The organism is Sphingobium sp. RS1 (genome assembly GCF_056156825.1).
On record NZ_JBLZXE010000002.1, the window covers coordinates 2020665 to 2041817 of the forward strand.

Sequence of the window (21153 nt, forward strand, 5' to 3'; positions counted from 1 at the left end):
GCTCCTATGCAGCTACAGGCCGGGGCGGCGGGTTTGGAAAAAGGCGGCGAACCTTGTCGCGATCGGGCGCTGGCGGCTCCGGATCGGGCGACGGGTCGTCTCCGTCGCCATCGTCATCCGGATAGTCGAACCAGGTTGAATGCCGCCATTCGTTGCACCAGCGGGTGCCGTGGATCATCGGGTGAGTAGATACCGGCTCACCATCCACCATGAGTACGACCGGCGGATAGAACTCACATGTGCCGGTATGCGGATCACTGGCAGCCGGGACCGGCTCGGCCGTGAGTGAAGTTGCGCCCTGTCGCCAGAAAGCGCAGTTCGAGCAGTTGCGAAGCTCGGTCACAGGTCCTGCCTCCCGTCTAGATGGCGGATATCCGATATGATCTGCGCCAGCTCATGCGGCTCTATCGATCTATCGGCGCTCTGCTCGCGCAGCAGTTCAACTTTCCACTCGAGTGCCGCAAGGTCGGGGGCGGGCATCCTCAGCAAATCCCGCTCCGCCTCGTAAAGCGCGGAGCCGTAGGAGTCGGACTGCTCGTTTAGAGCGTCGGCGCCGACCTTGGATTTTGCGTCAAGCCAAGCGGCATATTTTGACCGCGCGTCGGCCAGCTCGTCGCGCACTGCATACCAGAGGCCGCCCCGAATATCGTCGTGTTTCGCGAGATCCTCACCGGCGACGCAATAGGACACCGAGTGACCATTCCTTGCAACGTGCTCGAACTTGTACGGCGGCGACAGCGCATTGATCGGGTCCATCGTCGGGTGATAAACTTGGGTGTGGAACTGGTGATCTTCCGCTTTCAAGGCCTCGTAACGTGCCATTGCGCTCGCCCAGGCGGAGCCGTCGGCGGTCGGCAGGCACGCAAGCGAAATGGCAGCATTAGCTGGGACAGCTATGGCGGCCGGGGCCAGCGCGAGGCCGGCAATGAAAGTACGGCGGCTGGTCATATCATCCATCCTTCCGGGCAAGGCGCGAGATGCGGTAATCCGCGATCTCGGCATCAGAGATTTTCCAGGGCGTCCGGCCAATCTCGAAAGCAAGATGAAGACCAAGCCACTGAATTTCTGCGAACCAGACCTTGCCCAAGCTCTCGTCGGCAAAATCCTCGCAATGCATGTCGAGGCGGAAGACCTCCCGTTGGCCAAAGTCGTACCACGGCTGGAATGTGGCGAGCATCTCACGAAGCCTGACCATCATCGCCTCCCGACAATTCGAGATGGCGGGAGAGCGCCAGCAGTGTGGCCACTCCGCGAAGGGCGTCACTGAACATCTGCTTGTTCCGTCCAGCCCAGCAAGGCGCATCGTCCGGCTTCTTGGCGACAGCGGCCAAGCGGTCGGCCGTCCTATCTGCGTCATATGCCTCAGAAAGGAGGATCAGGATGGCGCCCGCCCGATCAAGGATTTCGCCTTGATCCGCCATCGGCAGAAAGGCAGACACAGAGGCTTGGGATAGCGGATATTCGTTCATATCAGCATTCCTCCGTGTGCGCACGGCGGGCCTCTACGACCATCATGTCGCGACGGATGAATTTGGCGAGTTCGGGGAAAAGCGGTTCAACGCTCTCGACACCGGCCGGCCACTTCTGAGCCAGCGTAGCGCAGATCGAGGTGAGCGCTGACGCTATGCCTTTCGCCAGTTTCTGCCCATAATCATTTTCGGATTGGCCGAGCACCTGATCACTGAGCTGGTCCGCCATCATCGCAGCGTGGCCTGCGAGGATCATGAGGTCGCGATCGTCGCCTTGGGGGACCAGGTCCAGCATATGGAGATAGCTGGCATTCATCGCGTCAGACGAGGCATCGTAAACAATGCGGAATGCGGGGTGCCGATGCCGCCCCCAGGCTTTGCTGGCAGCATCGAAAAAGGCGTCGCTCTGGCCGATCAGCCGGGCGTAGCTGACGATCGGTGTGTCGATGCGCGCAAGGCGCGTTTCTTCGTTCGGCGAAGCGTCATCGCTCCGCGCCGCGCTGGCGTCGGCCATGTGGAATGCTCCTGTCTAAAGGACAGGGTTGATCCACGCGGACGCCCTGCCTGCGTCACCGTCGTCGGCACGCCGCCGAACAGGTGATGAGGCATCAATATACGAAAATCATATATCGTCAATATGCGATTTTCAGAATTCCTTAACTGAAGCGATTACGCGCCCTATCACCTCGAATGGCACCGATCCTATCGGTGACGCTTCGACCTTGCCAATTCGCGGGACCGTCTCAAGTCTGCCCGGGTTGCCCCGAAACACTCTAAGGCAGGGCTCGGCGCTGCCGAACCTGACAGCATAAGGCTGATCTTCAAACAGATCGGTGAGTTCCGGATCGATAATTGCGACTCCGCCTTGGCTGATGAGGTCCGATATGTCCTCATTTTCGACCAAAACGCCGAACCTTCCACTAGGCCTGCCACTTGGCAATCCAATGGTCATTTGACCGACCTGATCAGGCTCTGACAACCAATTTGCCGCATCGACGCAACGATAAATTGGCAAGTTTCTATGTCGGGTGCCGAGCTGATTCGAATGACGATCAAGCATATCTAGCAGCGCGCGGAACTCAGCATGTTTGAGCTGCCGCTTTCCGCTCAGCATATTGGAAACGGCAGATTGTGACAGGCTTAGCTTGGCCGCGATCTCCTTTTGAGTGACGCCGTATCGCTCGATCGCGTACTTGATGGTTTTAAGATCGTCTTCCATTGGGTCCGTTACCATGGACCATAAATCTCATGGAAGTATGAAAACCATATTTAGGAGCTTCCCTAATATACGATAATCATATATCGGCGATATATGGATATCGTATCACGCCTTATGATCGAGCTTGGCGGCAGCAGCGCTGTCGCTCGTGGCACGCGAACTCCCTATCAAACCGTCCATTCTTGGAAGGCCAACCTTTCGATACCTCACTGGAGGCGGCCTGCCCTAATCGAACTGGCCCGGCGTGAACGACGGGACTTATCACCCGAAAGTCTTGCCTATCTCGCCGAGGCGGAGTGACCGCCATGACGGGGGCGCGTGCGTTCGTACCAGACGATGATCTGGCTAATATCGTCGCGGCGGAAGTTCGTGAAATTCGCAATCCCTTGCGCCGTGAAATAGAGCAATGCGCAGCGTCGACCAGTTTCGCCGACATGCGCCGGCTCGCGGCTCTGATTGGGAAATCCGCTGCCAGGATCTACGGCGCCGGCCTGATCGGGTTTGCCAACATCGAGGCTGACCGGCGCGATTTCTGGCAGCAATGCGAACACGGGCCGCGCTGCGCTATCATCGCAGCGATCGAGGACGGGGCAATCCTCGATCTGATCGCCTTTCGGCTGGCGGCGCCAAATGCGTGGTTCCTGCGGACGGCCCATAGCTGGGCGCTAGGCATGGATGCGATCACATCTGCTTCACGGTCATGGGACGGCGATGCTCGCGTGCTGTTACACGCGACGCCGCTTGACTGGCTGCGGAGCAATTGCGTCGGGTCGTGCATAGTGAACTGGACTGACGATGCGCGCCGGACGCTACCGTAGCGCTTGATGGCCAGTTCACTGAATGTCATGTCGCGCAGGGCGACGTCGCGAAGGGTGTGCAGCGCGCCGCCTATGCCGCTTTCCAGCGCCGCCATGCGCACGCGGGCGCCGGCCTGCCGCTCAACCCAGACCTCTTGGCTGCATAGGCCACTGTTGCCGCGCGGCCGGACGTCCAGCGCTGACTTGACCTCGCTGGCTTCGGACATATCGAACGCCTCCCGATAGTACCGCAGGGCCTTCAACTGCTCGTCGCCAAGCCCTTTGATCCGCTCGAACTTCGCCTCCTTGCGGAACGCCTTGCCGATCGTGATGGACTTGCCGCCCGGCTTCGTGTCGACAATGTCGCCCTCGACATAGCGGGCATGGCGCATCTGCTCGGGCGTCGGGGCGAAATGCTTATCCCGGACGTCAATCACGTCCCGTTCGCGCGCCGGCATCCCCTTTGCGATCTTCTCGATAGCCGACTTCACCGCTTCATCCTTCCAATATCATCAATCACGTCATCGATGCGCTCGCAGGCTTCCCGCCGCATTTCGGCGGCCAGCGTCGGCATGGCGCCGTTCATGCCCTTCACCAGCAGCTTCACCGCCATCAGCGAGGCGGTGATCATCGCGCAGATGCAGCCGCTGGTCACGTCGTTGCAGGATTATCGCGACACGCTGTTGGGGCAGGCCGATGGCGCGCTGTCCTATCGTGCGGCGATGATCAAGCTGATGGAGACGGGCGGGCTGGCCGCCGGGGGCGATGCGACGGCGCTGGCCAATTTGCAGGGGGTCAGTCAGGATTTCCTGACGACGGCGCGCAACAATGCGTCGAGCATGGCCCAGTATCAGCGCGATGTCGCCATGGTTGCCCGTTATGTCGACGGCGGCATCGACGCGGCGCAGGGGCAGATCGACGTGGCGCAGGCGACGCTGGATGCCACCAATGCCAGCGTGTTGCTGCTGTCCTCGATCGATGAGACGCTGAGCGCCGCGGCCGATGCCGCCGCGATATCCACCAGCAGCGCGACGGGAAGCGCCAGCAGCACGGCGGACCTGGGCGCCAAGATCGATGCCCTGAAGGCGGAACTGGAGCAGATGCGCGCAGACAATAATGCAGGCCATGCGGCCACCGCCGGCAATACCGGCAAGCTGGTCCGCACACTGGACAATGTGACGGCGGCCAGCGGCGGGGACGCCATCGCCACGGTGCCGGCGGCATGAAGGTCATTCCGCCCGTCCTGGTGACGGACGCCATGCTGACCGCCAGCAATGTGCCGGAAGCCGATCATCCGGAATGGGCCGCCGGCACCACCTATCCGATGGGCTATCGCGTGATCATCGCGGCGGCGCACCGCATCTATGAAAGCGTGGCGGATGACAATGTCGGCAATGACCCGCAGGAGGATGCCGGCAGCTGGTGGATAGAGGTCGGCGCCACGAACCGCTGGGCGATGTTCGATGAGGCGGTCGGGTCCGCGACCCGGCGCAACGCCAATATCGTCGTCACCATCACGCCCGGCGTGGCGATCGACACGGTCGCGGTGCTGGATACCGATGCGGTCAGTGTACGGGTGCAGATGTCCGTCGGCGGATCGGGCGTCTATGACGAAACGCTGGTGCGCGATACGGACCAGGTCAATCTGGTGTTTCGCGACCTGCCCGACGATCCGGCGGGCGTCATCACCCTGACGGCATCGGCCAGCGGCCCTTCCGTCCCTGTCGAGATCGGCACCATGATCATCGGCGTGGCGGCGAACCTGGGCATTACCGAAACCGGGCCGTCCATTTCCATCACGGATTTCAGCCGGCGCGATACCGACGATTTCGGCACCACGACGGTCGTGGAGCGCGGATGGGCCAAGCGGATGGGCATCCGGTCGAAGATCGACGCGGATGATGCCGATGTGGTGCAGAGGCGGCTGGCGGCGGTGCGTGCCCGCGCCTGCCTGTGGATCGGCGAGGAAGATTATGACAGCCTGACCATCTACGGCTTCTTCAAGGATTTTTCGATCGACCTGTCGCTGGTCGCGGTCAGCTATTGCACGCTGACGATCGAGGGGCTGACCAATGTGCCGCCGCTCGCCAGCAGCGGATTGCAGGACGCGATCGACGCACTGGAGGATGCGGTCATCGATCCCGAGGCCGGGTTCGTCGGCAAGGCCGTGTTGCTGGTCAAGCCGAACGGGCGGGTCGGCGGCATCATGACCACGAACGACAAGATCCAGCGCAGGCTGGACCTGGAGTTTGACAGTTTCCAGATGTTCAAGCCCGACGGCACGCTGATCTTTCGCGCGGGGGATGCGGGCGACGGCGAAGATCCCGACGACATCTATATGTCGGGCATCGTGGTCGACCGGATCAGGGCGGGATCGGGCAATAGTGCGCAGTTTGCGGGCGCGGCGGCCAGCACGCCGGTCAGCGGTAGCGGCATGGGGACCAGCATCGTCGTCCTGTCGAAGACGATCGAGCTGCTGCGCGCCGGCACCATACAGGCCACGGCCGCGCTGGCGATTTCCTATAGCGGCGCGGTGACCGCATCGCAGATCGACCTGTTCATCGGCGGCATGAACGTGTTTTCTGTGGGTGGCGGCACGACGGAAATATCGGTCGTGCTGGCCGGGTTCAACGCTCTGGCGGCGGGCACGCATGACGTGCAGATCGTGTTCCAGGGGCCGTCGAACATGACGGTCGAGGGGCGCAACCTGTCCACCATCATCATCTACGACTGAGGGGCAGCATGATCGTCCTTTTCTACGATCGCGACAGCGGGGCCGTGACCGAATGCGCGGTCGGCCCGGCTGCGTCGATGCAGGCGGACGGCCGCCCCTTTGTCGAGGTTTCGCAATATCGGCCGAACTGGGATGCCACGCACCGCGTGGTCGACGGCCGGGTCGTTCCGATCTGAACCCCTAACGCCAAGGACAGACAATATGACCGTGCCGGGCCTTTCGCCCGTCGGCGCCGCGTGCGCCGGCGACCGACCCCATTTGCGCGTGCGGGGTGACGCATGACGACGTTTCGCACGCTGGCGCCGCCACTGACCCTGTGGGCATCCAGCCCCCGCGCCCTGCGGTTCGTGCTGGCCTCCAATGGCGTGGCGCAGGATCTGACGGGGCGCAGTTTCGTGCTGGTGGTGCGGCGCGCGGCGATCCTGGAGCCGTTGCTGCAAATCGCCGGCGTCCTGTCGAGCGACGGCCAGGTCTATATGTTCCTGCTGACGGCGGAGGATTGCACCGCCGTCTACGACGCGTCGAGCTATGCGCTGGTCTACGAAGTGATCGAGACAACGCATGGCGGGTCCACGACGCGCTGGACCGGGCCGATCGATGCGCAGCCCAGTTCCAGCCTGCCCAGCGGGGAAATCGCCCCGGCGGTGCTGGACGTGACGGCGGCCGACATATTGGCGGAAACCGATGACATCGTCGTCAGCGAACTGGGCGCGACCGGCCCCGGCGTGGAACAGCGCTTTGCCCAGAAGGGCCTGATCCCCAGCGCCGACACGGACCTGATGATCGGCAAGATCAAGGAATGGGGTGGCGAAGGCGGCGCGCCGTTCGCCGGTGCGGCGCAGGATGCCGCGCAGCTGGCGCAGGAAAAGGCCGCCAGTGCCACCGACGATCGTCTGCGCGCTGAGCAGGCGGCGGCGTCGGCGGACAATCTGCGCGATCAGGTCGCGGCGATCGCGGCGGGCGCGTCGGCCGACGGCACCTATCTGACGGAGGCGGTGGCGCAGAATGACCCGACGTTGCCAGTGGGCGCGAATTACTGGCTGGCCCGCGCGAGCAGTCTGGACCTCTATTCCAAGGGCGCGGGCGCATCGGTCTTCCTCAATTTCTCCATGCCCAACGCCAATGCTGTTGCCGATGTGAAGGGTCGCACGGGGCGGCGTATCCCCAAGATCGGACGGCTGAGCGGTCGCATCGTCGCGGCGAATGGCGGCTTCTACACCGAAGCGACGCCTCGCGCATACAACATCCCCAAGATCGGTGGCGGGGCGAAAGCCTATTCCGCTGGTCGCGCGATCCAGATCGAAGATCCGATCGAGCAGCGGTTCGGCAAGACGGACGATATGCTGACGGGGGTGCCGATCACGCTGCCGACCCATGGCGACATGACCACAGAAGTGCGTCCCCAGATTTTCCTGCCACGAACCGCCGCGGTCAAGACGCCGCTGACCGGCGGTCCCTATCCGGCCACGCTTCGCAGCGGCGGCAATGGCCTTGCGTTTATTCGCCGCCGTGGCGCCGATGCCAGGGTGCGATATCGCCCCGTGACGCTGCACGCCAATTCCGGCCTTCAGATGATCTTCCGGCTTGGCTGGGGTCAGAGCCTGCGGCAGGGCTACGCCGAAAGCAATGCTGCCCGGACTGGTCCGACGTGGCGGGACAAGATCAGCGACCGTGCATGGCAGTTCGACGGTCGCGCGATCGACGGCCATGAGCGCGGCCCGCGCCCGCTCCAGCTGATCCCCGAAGCGGTCAACCGGTTCAATGTGGTCGACCCGGTGCAGTTTCAGCGCCTCGCGCCGCTGCGAGGGGCCAGCCACATGAACAGCCGCGTCTTTGCCCAGACCGACATGGAAAGCTGCGCGCAGGCCTTGATCGGTCAGCACATGCACCCGCTGTCGCACTTTCTGGGCTGCATCATCGGCACTGGCGGCACCGCCATCGCCGATTTCGCACCGGGCAGCGCCCATTACACGTCGATGCTGGCGGCGATCGATGCCGCCGCCCGCCATGCGGCCATCATGGGCCTGACGCTCAATATCGTGGACGATATGAGCCTGGGCGAGGCCGACAACGGCATTGGCACCAGCGGGGAAACCTTCAAGACCTACTGGCGCGCCATCAATGCGGGCCTGCGCGCGAAGGCGGCGGCGGTAGGGGCGAACTGGATCGGCTCCATCATCCAGCAGTGCGAGCAGCGGCCCGGCGGCAACATCGGCATGGCCACGCTGGCGCAGGCCGACTTGATCCGTAACGGCGAAGCGGTCGGCATGCCGATCTACCCCATGCTGCCAGGCCATGACCTCGATACGCATCTGCTGGGGCCGACCTATTTCCCGATGGGATCAGGGGGCGCCTACCTGATCGCTCGCATGATCGAAACGGCCGGCACCTATCGGGCGCCATATCTCCCCGACGGCAGCGTGGCACTGACCAGCGGCACGACCAGTACGGTCACCTTCTCCGGTGGCACCGGCAGTATGACGTTCGATACCAAGACGATCCCGGACATGCTGGATGGCTGGAAGGGCGCGTCGCTTGCGAGCGATGCCGGGGCAGTTCCTATCAGCGCCATGACGCTTTCCGGCGCGACACTGCAAATCACCCATGCGCCGACCACTCTGGATGCGCATCCAAGGTTCCTGCTGGGCTGTGTCGGCGGCGTGAACCCGCCGCCCGACGCGGCAGGCGCACGCATCAACATCCGGGACGACAGCGAATGGCTGTGCGGCGTGACCGGACAGATCGTGTCGGGCTGGCCCGTCCAGCAAATAGTCTATCACGTTTAGGAGCTGCATAGATGGCGTTCGATCTTGCCCATGTCGAAATCACGCAAGCCAGTGGGGTGCCGATCGCGGGCGCGCCGCCCTTACCACAGGCGGCCTTCGCGCTGGAGGAACAGGTCTGCGCGCAGCGTGACGACCTGCTCTACAACTGGGCGCAGCCGGGGCGTCGCCCGCTGGGATCGGCCGGCGATCCGATCGCCGATCTGGACGGCATGGACGATCGCAAATTCTATGTGCCGGCGGCGGCATCCGCCACGGTCACGCGCGTCAACCCGACCACGACCAAATATGGCTATTGGCATTTCAACCGTGCCAGTGTCGGCGGAAACCATGATGTCGAAGGTCTGCGCATGGTCGCGCCGGCGCTGGCCGATCTTCGCGATGCGCCGGGCTACAGCTTCCTGATCCTGTTTCGCCCGAACGATCTGGCCGATCATAATGGACTGCTGGGTCAGGGCACTACGGTCGGCAGCCGCGTCGGCCTGTTCCAGAACAAGAATGGCCAGTTGGGCCTTCAGCACGGCACCAACAACATCATTTCGGGCGTGGGCTCACCTGCGCCAGTCGGCGCCTGGTCGGCCGCGCTATGGACCTATCGTGCCGCCGACAAGAAGGCGCGGATCTATGCAAACAGCCGGATTCCAACCGATGAATTCACGATGACCAACGGTGTGACCTCCCAGAGCAACAATTTCGGCCTGGGGGCCTTTGCCGACGGGCAATATTCGGCGGCCGCCGATATCGCGCTGGCGGCTGGCTGGCTCGGTTACCTGCCCGACACGGACGGCGCGGTCGAGGCGATCATGGATGCCGCCATGGCGATGCGCGCCTTCTGTCCGCAGTAAAATGGGTGTCGGGGCAATGCATGCACAACAGGGAGCACCGGTGATGACGCCATGGGGCGAGGCGTTGATCGCCAAATATGGTTGGATTTGGGTTGGCTTGTCGTTCGGTTTTCTCGCCAAATATGCGCTGCTCATTAAAAAGGGCGTGAAGATCAAGCCGGCGCTGGTGCTGGCGGACATCCTCATCCTCCCGATGGTGGCGCTAATTTCCTACTGGCTCATCAGTCGCGCCGGCGTCGACGGCGAAGGCGCTGCGCTCATCACGGCCGGGGCGACCGTCGGCGCTGATCGCGTGGTCAAGCTCTATACCGATCGGTTCGTGCGGCAGGTCACGGACGCCATCACCGAGGACGCCGCACGTCGGCAGGCCGCGATCCGGCAGGAAGTGCAAACCGAACTGAGTGCGGAGCGGACGCTTCAGGATATCGCCGAGGGCAAGCGCCCTCTGGGAGGATGATTGTGACCATCGATCAGATGATTGACGAGGCGATCGGCCGCGAAGGCGGCTACGTCAACAATCCAAAGGACAAGGGCGGCCCGACGCGCTGGGGTATTACCGAACAGGTTGCCCGCGCCTATGGCTATACTGGCACCATGCAAACACTGCCGCGCGATACGGCGGTGTCCATCTATCGCCAGCGCTATTTGATAGATCCCGGCTTCGACAAGATCGCTGCCATGTCTGCCCGGCTGGGCGAGCTGCTATTCGATACGGGCATCAACATGGGGCAGGCGATTGCGGGGCAATTCCTCCAGCGCGCCCTCAACCTGTTCAACCGTGGCGCGTCCTTCTACCCCGATCTCAAGGTGGACGGGGCCTGCGGGCCTATGACACGGGCGGCGCTGGACAGCTATTTCCAGAGGCGAGGCCGGACAGGCGAAGGGCTTCAGGTTCTGCTCTGGACAATCCACGCTTTCCGCACTGCGCGCTATGAGGATATCAGCATCGCGCGGCCCGCGAACGAAGAGTTCTCCTACGGCTGGGTCGCCCGGCAGGTGCGCATGGGGATCGCAGCATGAAACTGCCCTCCATCCCGAAGCCGTCGGATCATGCCGGTGATAACCTGCTGTTCGCCTTGATCGCGGTCGGCGTCATATGGCTGCTCGGCAAGGTGATCGACAAGGGCGTCACTGGTTGGGACGTGGCGGCGTGCCTGTTGGTGCTTCAGGGCATCATCAGCACGATCAAGGAGCGCGGCACTCAGCGCAGCGTCGACCGCATGGGCCAGAGTCTGGCAAACGCGCCTGCTGCCGATCCGCCCGCGCCGGAACCGAAATAATGGGCCTTGGCAAGATCACGCGCGAGGGCGGCAAGGTGGCCGCCGCCATGCAGGTCGGGCTGCTGCTCTGGGATATGGGGGCTGCTGTCATCACTCGGATCAGGGGCAAGCGCTCAGCCGAGCCATCGCCCGATGGCACGCACCAGACTGACCAGGCCGGCGATGATGCCGGCGATCATCGCGGCGGCGACCAGCGCCATTTCAATCCTTGAGGCGATCCGTCTCATTCCTCCATGCTATCCGAAGGAAAATAACATGACCATCATTCGATGGGCGGCTGCGCTCGCCCTGTTGCTGTCGCCCCTGGGCGCGCTGGCGCAGACATCCGCGCCATCGGTGCAGGCGCCGGCGGGCTACGCGCCAGTCCAGGCGCCATGCGTCCAACAGGCTGACGGAAGCTGCATCGCCGTGTCTGCGACCTCGCCCCTGCCCGTCGCGCCCACCAGCGGTACCGGCACCAATGCCGGTCAGGTGCAGGGCAATGTTGCCGCCGGCAGCGCCGACAGTGGCAATCCGGTCAAGGTTGGATGCGTGTTCCTGACAGCCTTCCCAACCTATACGGCGGGACAGCGGGGCGATTGCGTCATCACCAGCAGCGGCTTTCTGTTGACCGCGCTGGGCAACAGCAGCGGGTCGATCGCAGGTATCGGCACGCCATCCGACGGTCAGGCGGGATCGAACGGGCTGGTGACGCGCGGTCAAAATCAGGTCTGGAATGGCTCGGGCTGGGACCGCGCGGCCGGCAACACGACCGGTCAATATGTCGTCAGCAAGGGCGGCGGATCGCTGGCCACGGGTCAGGTTTCGGTCGGCACGTCCGCCACGCTGATCGCGGCGGCGCGCGCGGGACGGCAGAAAATCGGGGTGACAGTGACGACGGCCGTGCAATGCGCGTTCGGCAATCCCGGCGTCACCCTGTCGACTGGCTGGCCGCTGGCGGCCGTCGCCTATGCGTCGGACAGCTGGGACACGGCGGCGGCCCTGTATGCCGTGTGTGCATCGGCCGCGACGATGATCGCTTTTCGTGAGCAATATTGAGATTGTATCAAGGCGCGACCGGGCCAATTGTTGTGACGAAAGTGCGAGGCCCTTCTCCTTCAGGTGCGATAAAGCAAGTGACGCCGTCGACGCTAATTTTTTTCAATGCCGAGCCATCGCTGTCCTCACAGATGATGGAAGCACGGGCGTCACTTCCGAGATTAAACGTCATAACAGGTTGGGTATCGGCTGTAATTTTGGTTTCTATAATGAGCTTTGATCTTTTCCAATCCGGTTTAAAAACGCGCTCCATTTCTCTAATTCCTGTCCTTCCTCTGAAGGCTTTGCTAAAGTTAGTCGCGACCTTTATAGACCGATTATCTGCCCATATCTCACCGTCATAATCTCGCGGGTCGGAAAAATCGATAATCTGGCCATTTCGAGCGCTAAGCACACTATTGCCATATAGTGCAGACATACCGTGACTGTTCTCAATTACTGGCTCGCCATCAAGTTCGAGAGTAAATCCTCCGCAGTCATGATCGCGGCTATGCGTGATATGTCGTTTGGAACCGAATACAAATAGCCCAGAGCGCTTAGCGCCTCCTTCGAAAAAATCGATAGATGCCAAGCGGCGATGTTCAAATAAAGACATCATCGTACCGTCAACCATCGCTGGCCCTGATGATATTGGCAGGCAAAAATCCATCGCTGCATGATATGTGTTCGGCGTTACGGCCTGCGGAATATGTGGTGCCAACGGAGTGCCAGACAGCGCGCTGGCCAATCGCAGAGGGCCAGTATCGGACCATTCTTTCTGAAAGACGTCCCCGAAGTTCGCGATCGGCTGACCAGAGGTCGCTGTCGCATGGCTTAAGAAAGTCGTTGACTCGATGAACATGTTTAAAGATCGCGCGAACCTCTGCCATTCATATCCGCTTTTGTGCCATTTCAAGAATACCAGAGGGATGGCATGCGCCATCGCAAATCCAAAATAATGTAGTCCTTCGCCGAAGCTACCATCCGGTATAGCGTTCTCCATGATCTGGTGCCACGCGTCATCCATGTTGCGCAGTGCTTCAGTCTCGCTGATACCGAGCAGTTGAGCGCCAACTAAAAATGCGCTATAGATGACAATGCCGTGATTTGTTGATCGCCGTTCCCAATGCTGTGCGACAGGAAAAGATCTATGCGACAACCATGACGCACCGCGCGACATGAAGGCATGAACTGCCTCAGAAGGTACATCGCCTAAAATGGCGCAGGTCAGTCCCAGAGCACCTGGGACAAATCCATTCGACCAATTATTGAAATCATAGGGATCTTCAGGTGTCGCGCCGGCGGGGCGCCAGTCTTTTGAACCCAAAATGTGTGACCTTATCTGCTCGACCCACGGGAGCGCGCCCATCAATATGTGGCGGCAATCGTCGTCATAGCGCGCAAGGTCCTTAACTTGCGCCAATATTATGAGGGTGCAGTAGATCGCGTTCGAGTTGCGCTCCCAATCCTTACGCCATTTTGACGGAAACCCGGGAGGAGGAAGCATGAAGTTTTTTGGTGACTGACGCAGTCGGCGAAGGCGTCCGCGAGTATAGCGCAGGAATTTTTCCGTGAACTCTCTATCATCCAATATCGATACACAATCCAAATCGCTCAAAAATATCATCGTGCGTCTCTCCTGGATTATGCACCCCGCTCATCGAATGTTAATTAAATTTGATATCGAAGAAAAATCAATGCCTATGCCTCAATTAACTCGCAGTTATGTATTGCGAGCGATCACGCATGATTTAGCGGGCGATTTTTTCGGACAAACTGGCGCACTCGGCTCTGCGATTTGCCAAGGAACGTTTTCCATGGCCGCTGAGGAAAAATTTGCGTCGATCAGGCGATCCTTGGCCTCGACCTGATTCCGCGCGCGGCGGCGATGGCGGGCGTGGCGTTCGACGTGCTGGCGCTGCCGGCGAACTGATCGGCCAATCCATCGTGACGGTAATGAGAGTTGATCCCAGCGACACAGAGGGTCGTTCCAATCGCTGGGATCAGAAGCTTGCTATCGACCTTGAAGAAGATTCGCAAGTTGGCCCCGACGCCTCAACCGGTGCGAACGTAGCGCCGGAGCCATCGCCGCCATAAGGAAGTTGCGTTCTCGCCTCAATATGTCAGGACATCGCAGCCAATGGACTGCATGGCGGGCGGCTCTGTGCTACGGCATGGGGCCGCCCTTATTATTTGGCGACCTGTCGCGCGCTGCGATGATGGTGTGCGGCGCGATCGCGCTGGCGATACCGAGGATAATTGCGTCGATCATCAGGCAGCGAATTGAAAGGTTGCCCCGCGCATTTGGATGAGGCTGGAAGCCGCACGGGGCACTCTCATACTGTGCTGCAATCGTTAAGTTCCGGTTGCCATTTCCGAATGGCAGGCGACCCTGCCGCGCGCCGCGATAGAGGTGTGCGACAGGATCGCGATGGCGATAGCGACGCAGCAGGGCCTTGGCAATAAAGAGCCCCGCGCTGGGGTCGCAGCGCGGGGCCAATGTACCGCGGGAGCCGACGTCAATCGGCATGACCGAATTACGCATCAATTGGAAAACTGGTTCCCGTGCCGGTTCGTCACCGATGCCTGAAGAATCAACCCTGGCTTTCGCCCGAAACAGTTCGTCGCGCCCTCAACTCATCGTTCAGGCAAACGGCGCGATTTGTCGTTTGCGATCCACAATCGGTCACAAAGCAATTGGCTCCCGAACAAGCGCAGCCGTGCCTCGCCGGCACATCGCCGGCGAGGAGATGAGGTATGATTTCGACTGAACAGCAGCGGCTTGATCTTTACCGCCGGGGCTTGAGCGACGGAGAGATTGCCACTCATGTCGGCGTGGACCGCTCAACTATTTGCGGCTGGCGAAGAAGCCGAGGGCTAGCTGCAAACTTTGAGCGGGTGAAGCCAGGGCAAAACCATTCACCCCTTCGGCGCCTGCTACATGAAATGGGATGGGGAATAAAAAGCATAGCTCAGCAAGAAGGTGTGAATGTGCAAACCGTCAAGGACTGGCGCAAGCGTCATTCGATCAAGCCATCTGGCATCGGGAAGAGCATCACGAAACGCGTCCGAGCAGAACAGCTTCAAAACCTCCAGCAGCGGGTCGTAAAGGCGGTAGGGCATAAGCTGCCTTTTGATATAGCCGCAGATGCTGCTGCAGCATTGATGCTGGCGGTAATTGAGGGCGAAGTGCCACTCGATCAGATCGAAGCCCAAGGCCGTGTCTACGGCAATCGCGCGCTGGGCGAATATGCCAGTGCCTTTAAGCAGCAATCTCTGGATGAAGAAATTCGAGGCACCGACGGCTTACGAGGGATCGACCTATTGATTGATGATGCCTCGTCAGCTTGGCTGGAAGAGATGGGAGCGACCTGTCACTGATGCCCACGGCCGACGGTACCGTTGGGCACCGTCGGCCAACTAACATCCCGCCGATCTGGAGATGGCAGGAATGCGGGTTTAAATCGGCCAGCTATATCAGTACGGGATGGGATCAACCGTAAAGGCGCTGGCCAACTGACCGGGCAGCATCTGCGCAGATCGCCCGCTGACCAAGATCGAGCCAAGGAGCGCAGCAGCGGTGTTGCCCTTGCCCTCCTGGCGGTGGACGCCACGAAGCGCATAGGCGCGGCCGGCAATCACTACAGTGTTGAAGTTGATTTCGAACTTGCCTGACTTGCCACCGATCGCCTTGCCCGTTTTCCACGCCACAGTCCCCTCGACCTGCGAACCGCGTGGGATGGCAACCTTGCCGTTTTCGACCACGTCGTTGACGACCGAGAAGGCAACCTTGTCGCCCACCTCAACCTTCTTCGATGTGATTTCAGCATTCGGCGTAACCGAGATCAGTGTGCTTGCCGGCAGCATCCGGGCGACAGACGCAGCAGGCTCCTGAGCATATGCGGCCGCAGGCGCGACGAGCATCGCCGCGCAAATCATAAGACGAATCATGTAACCCCCAAAAGAATAATCAAACAGGTGCGACCCTTAGAGATATCATGCGCTTCGCCGTTCGATCCGTCCACGAAAAACCCCGCCTCATCGGGGGATGAGACGGGGCAGAGCGCTAATTACAAACGGTGGGGGTTAACCATCGCCCGCGCGTCAGTAGCGAACCACTGTCGAGCCTTATCGCAGATTTTCATTTGCGTTTTGCTCGCAGCCGAAGTGGCTATGAAATGTGGCGGTGTAAAGGCGGGCCGTTCAATTTGGGCAAACCAAACCCCGCCGATCCAAGGATGGCGGGGTGGTGACGCGGGAATAATTTCCTTCGCGGCCCTATTTGCGGATCGGCTTGAACAGCGCCTTCACCACGAAAACCGCCAATCCAATGATCTGGGCAAAGTTTTGCACCAGCAGAAGGGGCAGCAGCCATTCATACTGTGAAAAGTCCCAGATTTTTCCGCCGACAAGGCCTAGGAGGACTGACTGAAAAATCACCAGTGCAGCCATGATGGCCATCAGAAAGAACGACCAATAACCCTTGTGCCGATAGTGAGATATGACACCGTTGAGGTGCGCAAACTCTTCCTCAAGGCCGACCGCCGTCCGGCCAAACTCTGATTGATAATATTCTTCGTATTGCTGCGGCTGATAGTCTGGAAGAGGAGCCTCTTCCAGGTATCGCTTCATGTCCTCATAGTCAGGAAGCGTATCGGTAGGCTCGCCATCAGACATTCTTGAGGCGGAATTCCATCATCTGCCGCGAAACGCCGAAGACCCGCGCAAGCTGCGCTACTGACGCCGACCTTACGGGCTTCAGCAAACGCGCGGGCACCAGCAGAGCCGCAGCAAAAGCATTCGCTTCCTGCTCAAACGGGCTGCTCTTTTCAACGGCCTGAAATCTAGGCAGAACCTGATATTTCTCTGGGTCCTGCCTGAATAAGTCACGATGCAACATCCAGTGGCCCAGTTCATGCGCAATCGTGAAAGTCTGACGGCTCAGCGGATCGCGGGCGTTGACGTAAAGCTTCGCGCCCGCAAAGTCGCAGAATCCGGCAACCTTATCACTGGCGCCACCGAAATTCGCAAACACCACATCCACTCCATTGCTTTCGGCAATTTCGTGCACAGGGATCGGAGGCGTTGAATAATCTGCGGTCAGCTCTTCGGCCTTTCGGCGCGCTTCCGCGTAGCGGGGGCGAACTAGGTCTTGCAATGCTGACATATGTGCCTCCGCGCGCGCCTTTAGAGAAGAATGGCAGAGTCGTCAAACGCTAGCAACGGGTCATTTGCTCCCTTTGCAACGATAACGACAATGTTATTCGCGACCCACTTATCCCCAGCAAACCGCCGTTTCTATGCGTCACGGTGACGCCATACAACGCTCGGTTTTGCACTATGGGTGGTGCCTATCCCGTGCAAGTACCGCGCAACCCTGTCGGGCTGATCCACTAGTTTACTCTCCCTCGGCCGATGCGATGTCGGCATCAATGATGCGCCGAGCCTGTGTCCTCAACCAGTCACGGTTTCCCGACTTTCCGGCATCCGGTATCTCCTTCATCCCCCACGGCTCGCCGGGCGCGAAGATCCGAGCAAAGCGGTCGCCACGTTGATAGGAGATGCGGTAACCTCGATAGACCTCGTCGGCGGCCATATTTATTAGACTCCTCGCTGCCGACTGAGCGGCCTTCCCGTCCGATAGTCCATGAGCAGGTCGACGCGGGATGCTATCGCCTGCCAAGTGGTGATGCCGTCTTCATTGGCGACCACCACCATGCAACTGATTGACGCAGCGCCCCTTATAGGTTTCCCTTCAACTGGATCACTTTGGTAACTATGACCTTAGCTACAGGGTATGCGGCTTGTACCGCAGATTTGCCAAGCTTCATCGCAGTTGCCATGTCATCGGCTTTGACACGTTTAATCACGTGAACAGCGCCTTTGCCAGCGACCTTAACAACGTCGACCATCACCGAAAAAGTTACCATATTACTCCCCTTCAACGCTCAGCCATTCCACTTCGGCATCATCCAGCGCCTCGAAGCTATCGCCCTCCGCCCCGGCTTCCTGAAGCCGCTTGCGCAGCTCGTCGGGCGTGGTCGCCGCCCGGAACCGGGGATCGCTCTTCGCCTGCTTTGCCAGCGTGCCTATCCAGTCGTCCCGGCCGGTCTGCTTCAGCAGCCAGCCGCCGACGGGTTCGTCCCGTTCATTCGTCTGCACGCGAATCTCCGATGATCCATTTCTGGATCATCCTGGCATCAGCGCCGTAAGCCGTCGAGTAGCGATCCGGCTGGCGCCATCCCCTCCATCAGCAGGTTCGCCCACTCCTGCCCCAGCTCGCGCCGACGGGTCATGTGCTGGGCACGGTTATAGGCGGCCTCGACCTTGTTCGACGGCACATGCGCCAGCATCAGGTCGATGATCGCCCGGTCCGGCCGGTGGCGCTCGTTCATGATCGTGCTGAACGCCGCGCGCCATCCGTGCGGGACATGGCGGCCATGATAGCCGACCCGGTTATAGAGATAGCCGATTGCGTTCTCGCTGAGCGGGCGGTGGGCATGGCGCTGACTGGGGAATACCAGCGTGCCGCGCCCGGTGAGGCGGCGGACTTCGCGCAGGATATCGACGGCCTGCCATGGCAGGGGCACGACATGCTCAAAGCTCTCTTCGTCCTTGCGATCGAGGATCAGCTTCATGCGGGCGGGCGGCACGCGCCAGACAGGTAGGCCCGGTCCGATCGCCTCGCCGCTCCAGTCGATACCCTCAAACTCGTCCCACGATACCCCGCGCACGACAGATGGGCGGACGGCGGTGAGCGCCAACAGGCGGGATGCCAGTTTGGTCACTGGTGACGCCCCGGAGGCTTCCGCTGCAATCAGGACGCCGCGCAGGTCGTCCAGTTCGGTAAGTGCCGGCTGCTTCCCCTTCTTGGGCAGCGGCTTCAGCGCCTTGCTGACGATCGCGGCCGGGTCATTGGAGGCGATGCCCTCCGATATGGCATATGCGAAAACCGCCGATATGCGCTGGCGCAGGCGGCGGGCCGTCTCGATCGATCCCCTCCCCTCGACCTTGCGCAACGTGGCCAGCACCGTCGGCGCGTCGATCTCGTCCAGCGCCAGCGCGCCAAGGTCGGGGAAGACGTCGCGGACCATGCTGGTGATGACGTCCTCGGCATGCACCGGTGCCCAGCGCGGGGCCTGAAGTTCATGCCATGTCCGGGCGATCTGCTCGAAAGACTGCTTGCTGGCGCGCTCCAGCCGCTCCGCATCCTTGGCGGCCTTGGACTTCGCCCGTGCCCCTGACGGGTCGACATGACAGCGGATCTGGCGGCGGGCTTCATCACGCTTTTGGCGCGCCTCAGATAGGGGTACGTCGGGGTATGGCCCGAAGGTGAGCAACTTCTCAGCGCCCTGAAACCGGAACTTCATCCGCCAGGATCGCAGGCCGGTCGGCGCGACAAAGAGATAGAGGCCGCCAGAATCGGCCATCTTGTACGGCTTATCCTTCGGCGCTGCTTTTCGCACCTGAGCGTCGGTGAGCATCTGATACCCCGATCCTGTTCCTCATACCCCACATCATGCCCCCAGATACCCCGCGTTTGGACGCTGTCGGGTGAGAGAACATGAGAGAGAACATAACAGGAAGAGGAACGGAAATCAGCCCCTTTGAGAGGGGATGAAATCATTTGAATAGGGGTAAATGGCGGAGAGGGTGGGATTCGAACCCACGGTACCCGTAAAGGCACGCCGCATTTCGAGTGCGGTACATTCGACCACTCTGCCACCTCTCCGCAGAAGGTTCAACAGGCCGTTCAAGGCCCCGTATTCCCGGTCGAGGGGCGGCCATTAGCGGATGAATTCGCACTTGCCAAGCGCCCATTCCGGTATTTTTCTTGTGTCCGCCGGGCAGGCTCCTAAATTGGTCACATGAAAGACACGATTCAGATTTTCGGTACCGGTATCAGCGCCCCGCCGATCGTCCATGCCCGCTTCAGCATCGGCGATGTGGTCAAGCACCGCCTGTTCGGCTTTCGCGGCGTCGTGTTCGATATCGATCCGGTCTTCGCCAACAGCGAGGAATGGTATGAAGCAATTCCCGAACATGCCCGTCCCGACAAGCAGCAGCCTTTCTACCACCTGCTCGCCGAAAACGGCGAATCCAGCTATGTCGCCTATGTCAGCCAGCAAAATCTGGCAGCCGACGACAGCGACGAGCCGGTCGATCACCCCGCCATCACCGGCATGTTCGGCAGCTATGCGGACGGCAAATATAATCTGCGCCCGCTCCACCGCCATTAAGGCAACGACGTCCTGCTGGTACAGGAGCGCGGCTGCGCTGCTGCTCGCCTGCGCGGCGCCCGCGACCGCTCTGGCGGCCCCGCCCGCCGCTCCGGCTGCCGCCCTTGCCCCCAACGCCGATCCGGCCTTCCCATTCTCCCGGGAGATAGAGGCATTCGCCAAGGCGAACAGCGCCGGATTGCCGGTGCGCGATGCCACGCTGTTCCTGGGCAGTTCCAGCATCCGCCTGTGGGACATAGCGGGCAGCTTCCATGATATCGGCACGGTCAATCGCGGCTTCGGCGGCGCGACCACCGCGCATGTGCTCCATTATTACAAGCGGTTGTTGCCCGCCGTCCCGCCCCGGTCGGTGGTCGTCTATGTCGGCGAGAATGATCTGGCGGCAGGCACCTCGCCCGAAGCCGTATCCCGCGACATATTGACGCTGCTGAAGAAATTGCGGGCGGACTATCCCCGCGCCTCGATCGCCTGGCTGTCCCTGAAACCCAGCCCGATCCGGTGGACGCTGCGCCCCAAGATGGCGCAGGTCAACGTCGCCATCGCCGCGCGCGCCAAGACCGACGGCTTCGACTATCTGGACGTCGGCACGGTGTTGCTGGCCCGCGACGGCCTGCCAGACGCCTCGCTCTTCACGCCGGACGGTCTGCACATGAATGCGCGTGGTTATCAACGCTGGACCAGCCTGGTCGACAATTGGCTCGACCATCTGCCGCCGGCCACGACGGCGCGAAACGCCTCCTGATTCCACTTTGCGATTGATCCACGCCCA

General features: G+C 61.0%; 30 protein-coding genes and 1 tRNA gene. 14 read left to right on the forward strand and 17 right to left on the reverse strand.

The features are described from left to right. Positions 1-4 precede the first annotated feature (4 nt). The 6 genes from ACNHGR_RS11545 to ACNHGR_RS11570 all read right to left on the reverse strand — a co-directional run bounded on the left by ACNHGR_RS11545 (position 5) and on the right by ACNHGR_RS11570 (position 2688). Positions 5-343, reverse strand: a complete 339-nt coding sequence (locus tag ACNHGR_RS11545) for a hypothetical protein (RefSeq protein WP_475286217.1) — start codon at positions 341-343, stop codon at positions 5-7. Next, a complete protein-coding gene (locus tag ACNHGR_RS11550; protein WP_475286219.1) occupies positions 340-948 on the reverse strand; it encodes a hypothetical protein in 609 nt (202 codons plus the stop codon). Before ACNHGR_RS11550 ends, ACNHGR_RS11545 begins: the two co-directional genes overlap by 4 nt. A 1-nt stretch (position 949) precedes the next feature. Next, entirely contained in the window at positions 950-1177 is a 228-nt protein-coding gene (locus tag ACNHGR_RS11555) for a hypothetical protein (protein ID WP_475286220.1), read from the reverse strand. 1 nt (position 1178) lies between these two features. Then, complete coding sequence (locus tag ACNHGR_RS11560; RefSeq protein ID WP_475286222.1) at positions 1179-1469, reverse strand: hypothetical protein; 291 nt, start codon at positions 1467-1469, stop codon at positions 1179-1181. A 1-nt stretch (position 1470) separates the two neighbouring features. Beyond that, positions 1471-1983 carry a hypothetical protein gene (locus ACNHGR_RS11565; protein WP_475286224.1) on the reverse strand — a complete coding sequence of 171 codons (513 nt, stop codon included), beginning with the start codon at positions 1981-1983 and terminating at the stop codon, positions 1471-1473. A gap of 132 nt (positions 1984-2115) precedes the next feature. Further along, positions 2116-2688, reverse strand: coding sequence for a helix-turn-helix domain-containing protein (locus ACNHGR_RS11570; protein WP_475286226.1), 573 nt, complete (start codon positions 2686-2688; stop codon positions 2116-2118). Between the two features lie 114 nt (positions 2689-2802). Here ACNHGR_RS11570 and ACNHGR_RS11575 point away from each other — a divergent pair, with 114 nt between their 5' ends. Beyond that, a complete protein-coding gene (locus tag ACNHGR_RS11575) occupies positions 2803-2988 on the forward strand; it encodes a carph-isopro domain-containing protein (protein ID WP_475288397.1) in 186 nt (61 codons plus the stop codon). Between the two features lie 178 nt (positions 2989-3166). Here the strand turns inward: ACNHGR_RS11575 and ACNHGR_RS11580 are convergent, their stop codons facing one another. Continuing rightward, the gene (locus tag ACNHGR_RS11580; protein ID WP_475286228.1) at positions 3167-3976 is read right to left on the reverse strand and encodes a hypothetical protein; all 810 of its coding nucleotides are present in this window, start codon (positions 3974-3976) and stop codon (positions 3167-3169) included. A gap of 36 nt (positions 3977-4012) precedes the next feature. On the opposite strand from ACNHGR_RS11580, the gene ACNHGR_RS11585 reads away from it, so the two are divergent. The 10 genes from ACNHGR_RS11585 to ACNHGR_RS11630 all read left to right on the forward strand — a co-directional run bounded on the left by ACNHGR_RS11585 (position 4013) and on the right by ACNHGR_RS11630 (position 12165). Further along, positions 4013-4711 carry a hypothetical protein gene (locus ACNHGR_RS11585; protein WP_475286230.1) on the forward strand — a complete coding sequence of 233 codons (699 nt, stop codon included), beginning with the start codon at positions 4013-4015 and terminating at the stop codon, positions 4709-4711. Beyond that, a complete protein-coding gene (locus tag ACNHGR_RS11590) occupies positions 4708-6219 on the forward strand; it encodes a hypothetical protein (protein ID WP_475286232.1) in 1512 nt (503 codons plus the stop codon). The genes ACNHGR_RS11585 and ACNHGR_RS11590 overlap by 4 nt, the downstream gene beginning before the upstream one ends. Positions 6220-6227: 8 nt before the next feature. Continuing rightward, positions 6228-6395, forward strand: a complete 168-nt coding sequence (locus ACNHGR_RS11595; RefSeq protein ID WP_184267283.1) for a hypothetical protein — start codon at positions 6228-6230, stop codon at positions 6393-6395. A 102-nt stretch (positions 6396-6497) separates the two neighbouring features. Then, positions 6498-9005 (forward strand): hypothetical protein, encoded by a 2508-nt coding sequence (locus tag ACNHGR_RS11600; protein ID WP_475286234.1) that lies wholly within the window; start codon positions 6498-6500, stop codon positions 9003-9005. Between the two features lie 11 nt (positions 9006-9016). Then, a complete protein-coding gene (locus tag ACNHGR_RS11605; RefSeq protein WP_475286236.1) occupies positions 9017-9847 on the forward strand; it encodes a hypothetical protein in 831 nt (276 codons plus the stop codon). 43 nt (positions 9848-9890) lie between these two features. Further along, a complete protein-coding gene (locus ACNHGR_RS11610; protein ID WP_475286238.1) occupies positions 9891-10304 on the forward strand; it encodes a hypothetical protein in 414 nt (137 codons plus the stop codon). After that, on the forward strand, positions 10301-10867 hold the full coding sequence (locus ACNHGR_RS11615) for a glycoside hydrolase family 108 protein (protein WP_475286240.1): 567 nt from the start codon (positions 10301-10303) through the stop codon (positions 10865-10867). The genes ACNHGR_RS11610 and ACNHGR_RS11615 overlap by 4 nt, the downstream gene beginning before the upstream one ends. Then, on the forward strand, positions 10864-11127 hold the full coding sequence (locus tag ACNHGR_RS11620) for a hypothetical protein (RefSeq protein ID WP_475286242.1): 264 nt from the start codon (positions 10864-10866) through the stop codon (positions 11125-11127). Before ACNHGR_RS11615 ends, ACNHGR_RS11620 begins: the two co-directional genes overlap by 4 nt. Then, positions 11127-11339, forward strand: a complete 213-nt coding sequence (locus ACNHGR_RS11625; RefSeq protein ID WP_475286244.1) for a hypothetical protein — start codon at positions 11127-11129, stop codon at positions 11337-11339. The genes ACNHGR_RS11620 and ACNHGR_RS11625 overlap by 1 nt, the downstream gene beginning before the upstream one ends. Positions 11340-11382: 43 nt before the next feature. Then, a complete protein-coding gene (locus ACNHGR_RS11630) occupies positions 11383-12165 on the forward strand; it encodes a hypothetical protein (RefSeq protein WP_475286246.1) in 783 nt (260 codons plus the stop codon). A 7-nt stretch (positions 12166-12172) separates the two neighbouring features. On the opposite strand, the gene ACNHGR_RS11635 is transcribed toward ACNHGR_RS11630, so the two are convergent. Together ACNHGR_RS11635 and ACNHGR_RS11640 are read right to left on the reverse strand one after the other, a co-directional pair. Continuing rightward, positions 12173-13771, reverse strand: a complete 1599-nt coding sequence (locus tag ACNHGR_RS11635; RefSeq protein ID WP_475286248.1) for a hypothetical protein — start codon at positions 13769-13771, stop codon at positions 12173-12175. A 540-nt stretch (positions 13772-14311) separates the two neighbouring features. Beyond that, positions 14312-14674 (reverse strand): hypothetical protein, encoded by a 363-nt coding sequence (locus ACNHGR_RS11640; RefSeq protein ID WP_475286250.1) that lies wholly within the window; start codon positions 14672-14674, stop codon positions 14312-14314. A gap of 227 nt (positions 14675-14901) precedes the next feature. Between ACNHGR_RS11640 and ACNHGR_RS11645 the strand changes: the two genes are divergently transcribed. Further along, entirely contained in the window at positions 14902-15525 is a 624-nt protein-coding gene (locus tag ACNHGR_RS11645; protein WP_475286252.1) for a transposase, read from the forward strand. 96 nt (positions 15526-15621) lie between these two features. Here ACNHGR_RS11645 and ACNHGR_RS11650 read toward each other — a convergent pair whose 3' ends face one another. From ACNHGR_RS11650 to ACNHGR_RS11685, 8 genes are all read right to left on the reverse strand, one after another. After that, positions 15622-16095: a hypothetical protein gene (locus ACNHGR_RS11650; RefSeq protein ID WP_475286254.1), complete on the reverse strand. Its 474-nt coding sequence runs from the start codon at positions 16093-16095 to the stop codon at positions 15622-15624. Positions 16096-16422: 327 nt separating this feature from the next. Further along, a complete protein-coding gene (locus ACNHGR_RS11655; RefSeq protein WP_475286256.1) occupies positions 16423-16821 on the reverse strand; it encodes a hypothetical protein in 399 nt (132 codons plus the stop codon). Continuing rightward, complete coding sequence (locus ACNHGR_RS11660) at positions 16814-17311, reverse strand: ImmA/IrrE family metallo-endopeptidase (protein ID WP_475286258.1); 498 nt, start codon at positions 17309-17311, stop codon at positions 16814-16816. The genes ACNHGR_RS11655 and ACNHGR_RS11660 overlap by 8 nt, the downstream gene beginning before the upstream one ends. A 231-nt stretch (positions 17312-17542) precedes the next feature. Further along, complete coding sequence (locus ACNHGR_RS11665) at positions 17543-17740, reverse strand: hypothetical protein (protein ID WP_475286259.1); 198 nt, start codon at positions 17738-17740, stop codon at positions 17543-17545. A gap of 145 nt (positions 17741-17885) precedes the next feature. After that, entirely contained in the window at positions 17886-18074 is a 189-nt protein-coding gene (locus ACNHGR_RS11670; RefSeq protein ID WP_475286261.1) for a hypothetical protein, read from the reverse strand. Between the two features lies 1 nt (position 18075). Then, positions 18076-18306, reverse strand: a complete 231-nt coding sequence (locus ACNHGR_RS11675) for a YozE family protein (protein WP_475286263.1) — start codon at positions 18304-18306, stop codon at positions 18076-18078. A 38-nt stretch (positions 18307-18344) separates the two neighbouring features. Then, a complete protein-coding gene (locus ACNHGR_RS11680; protein WP_475286265.1) occupies positions 18345-19574 on the reverse strand; it encodes a tyrosine-type recombinase/integrase in 1230 nt (409 codons plus the stop codon). A 212-nt stretch (positions 19575-19786) separates the two neighbouring features. After that, positions 19787-19876, reverse strand: a tRNA-Ser gene (locus tag ACNHGR_RS11685). Positions 19877-20012: 136 nt separating this feature from the next. On the opposite strand from ACNHGR_RS11685, the gene hspQ reads away from it, so the two are divergent. After that, positions 20013-20384, forward strand: coding sequence for a heat shock protein HspQ (gene hspQ, locus ACNHGR_RS11690; protein ID WP_475286267.1), 372 nt, complete (start codon positions 20013-20015; stop codon positions 20382-20384). Then, positions 20341-21126: a GDSL-type esterase/lipase family protein gene (locus ACNHGR_RS11695; protein ID WP_475286269.1), complete on the forward strand. Its 786-nt coding sequence runs from the start codon at positions 20341-20343 to the stop codon at positions 21124-21126. The genes hspQ and ACNHGR_RS11695 overlap by 44 nt, the downstream gene beginning before the upstream one ends. The last annotated feature ends 27 nt before the right edge of the window (positions 21127-21153 follow it).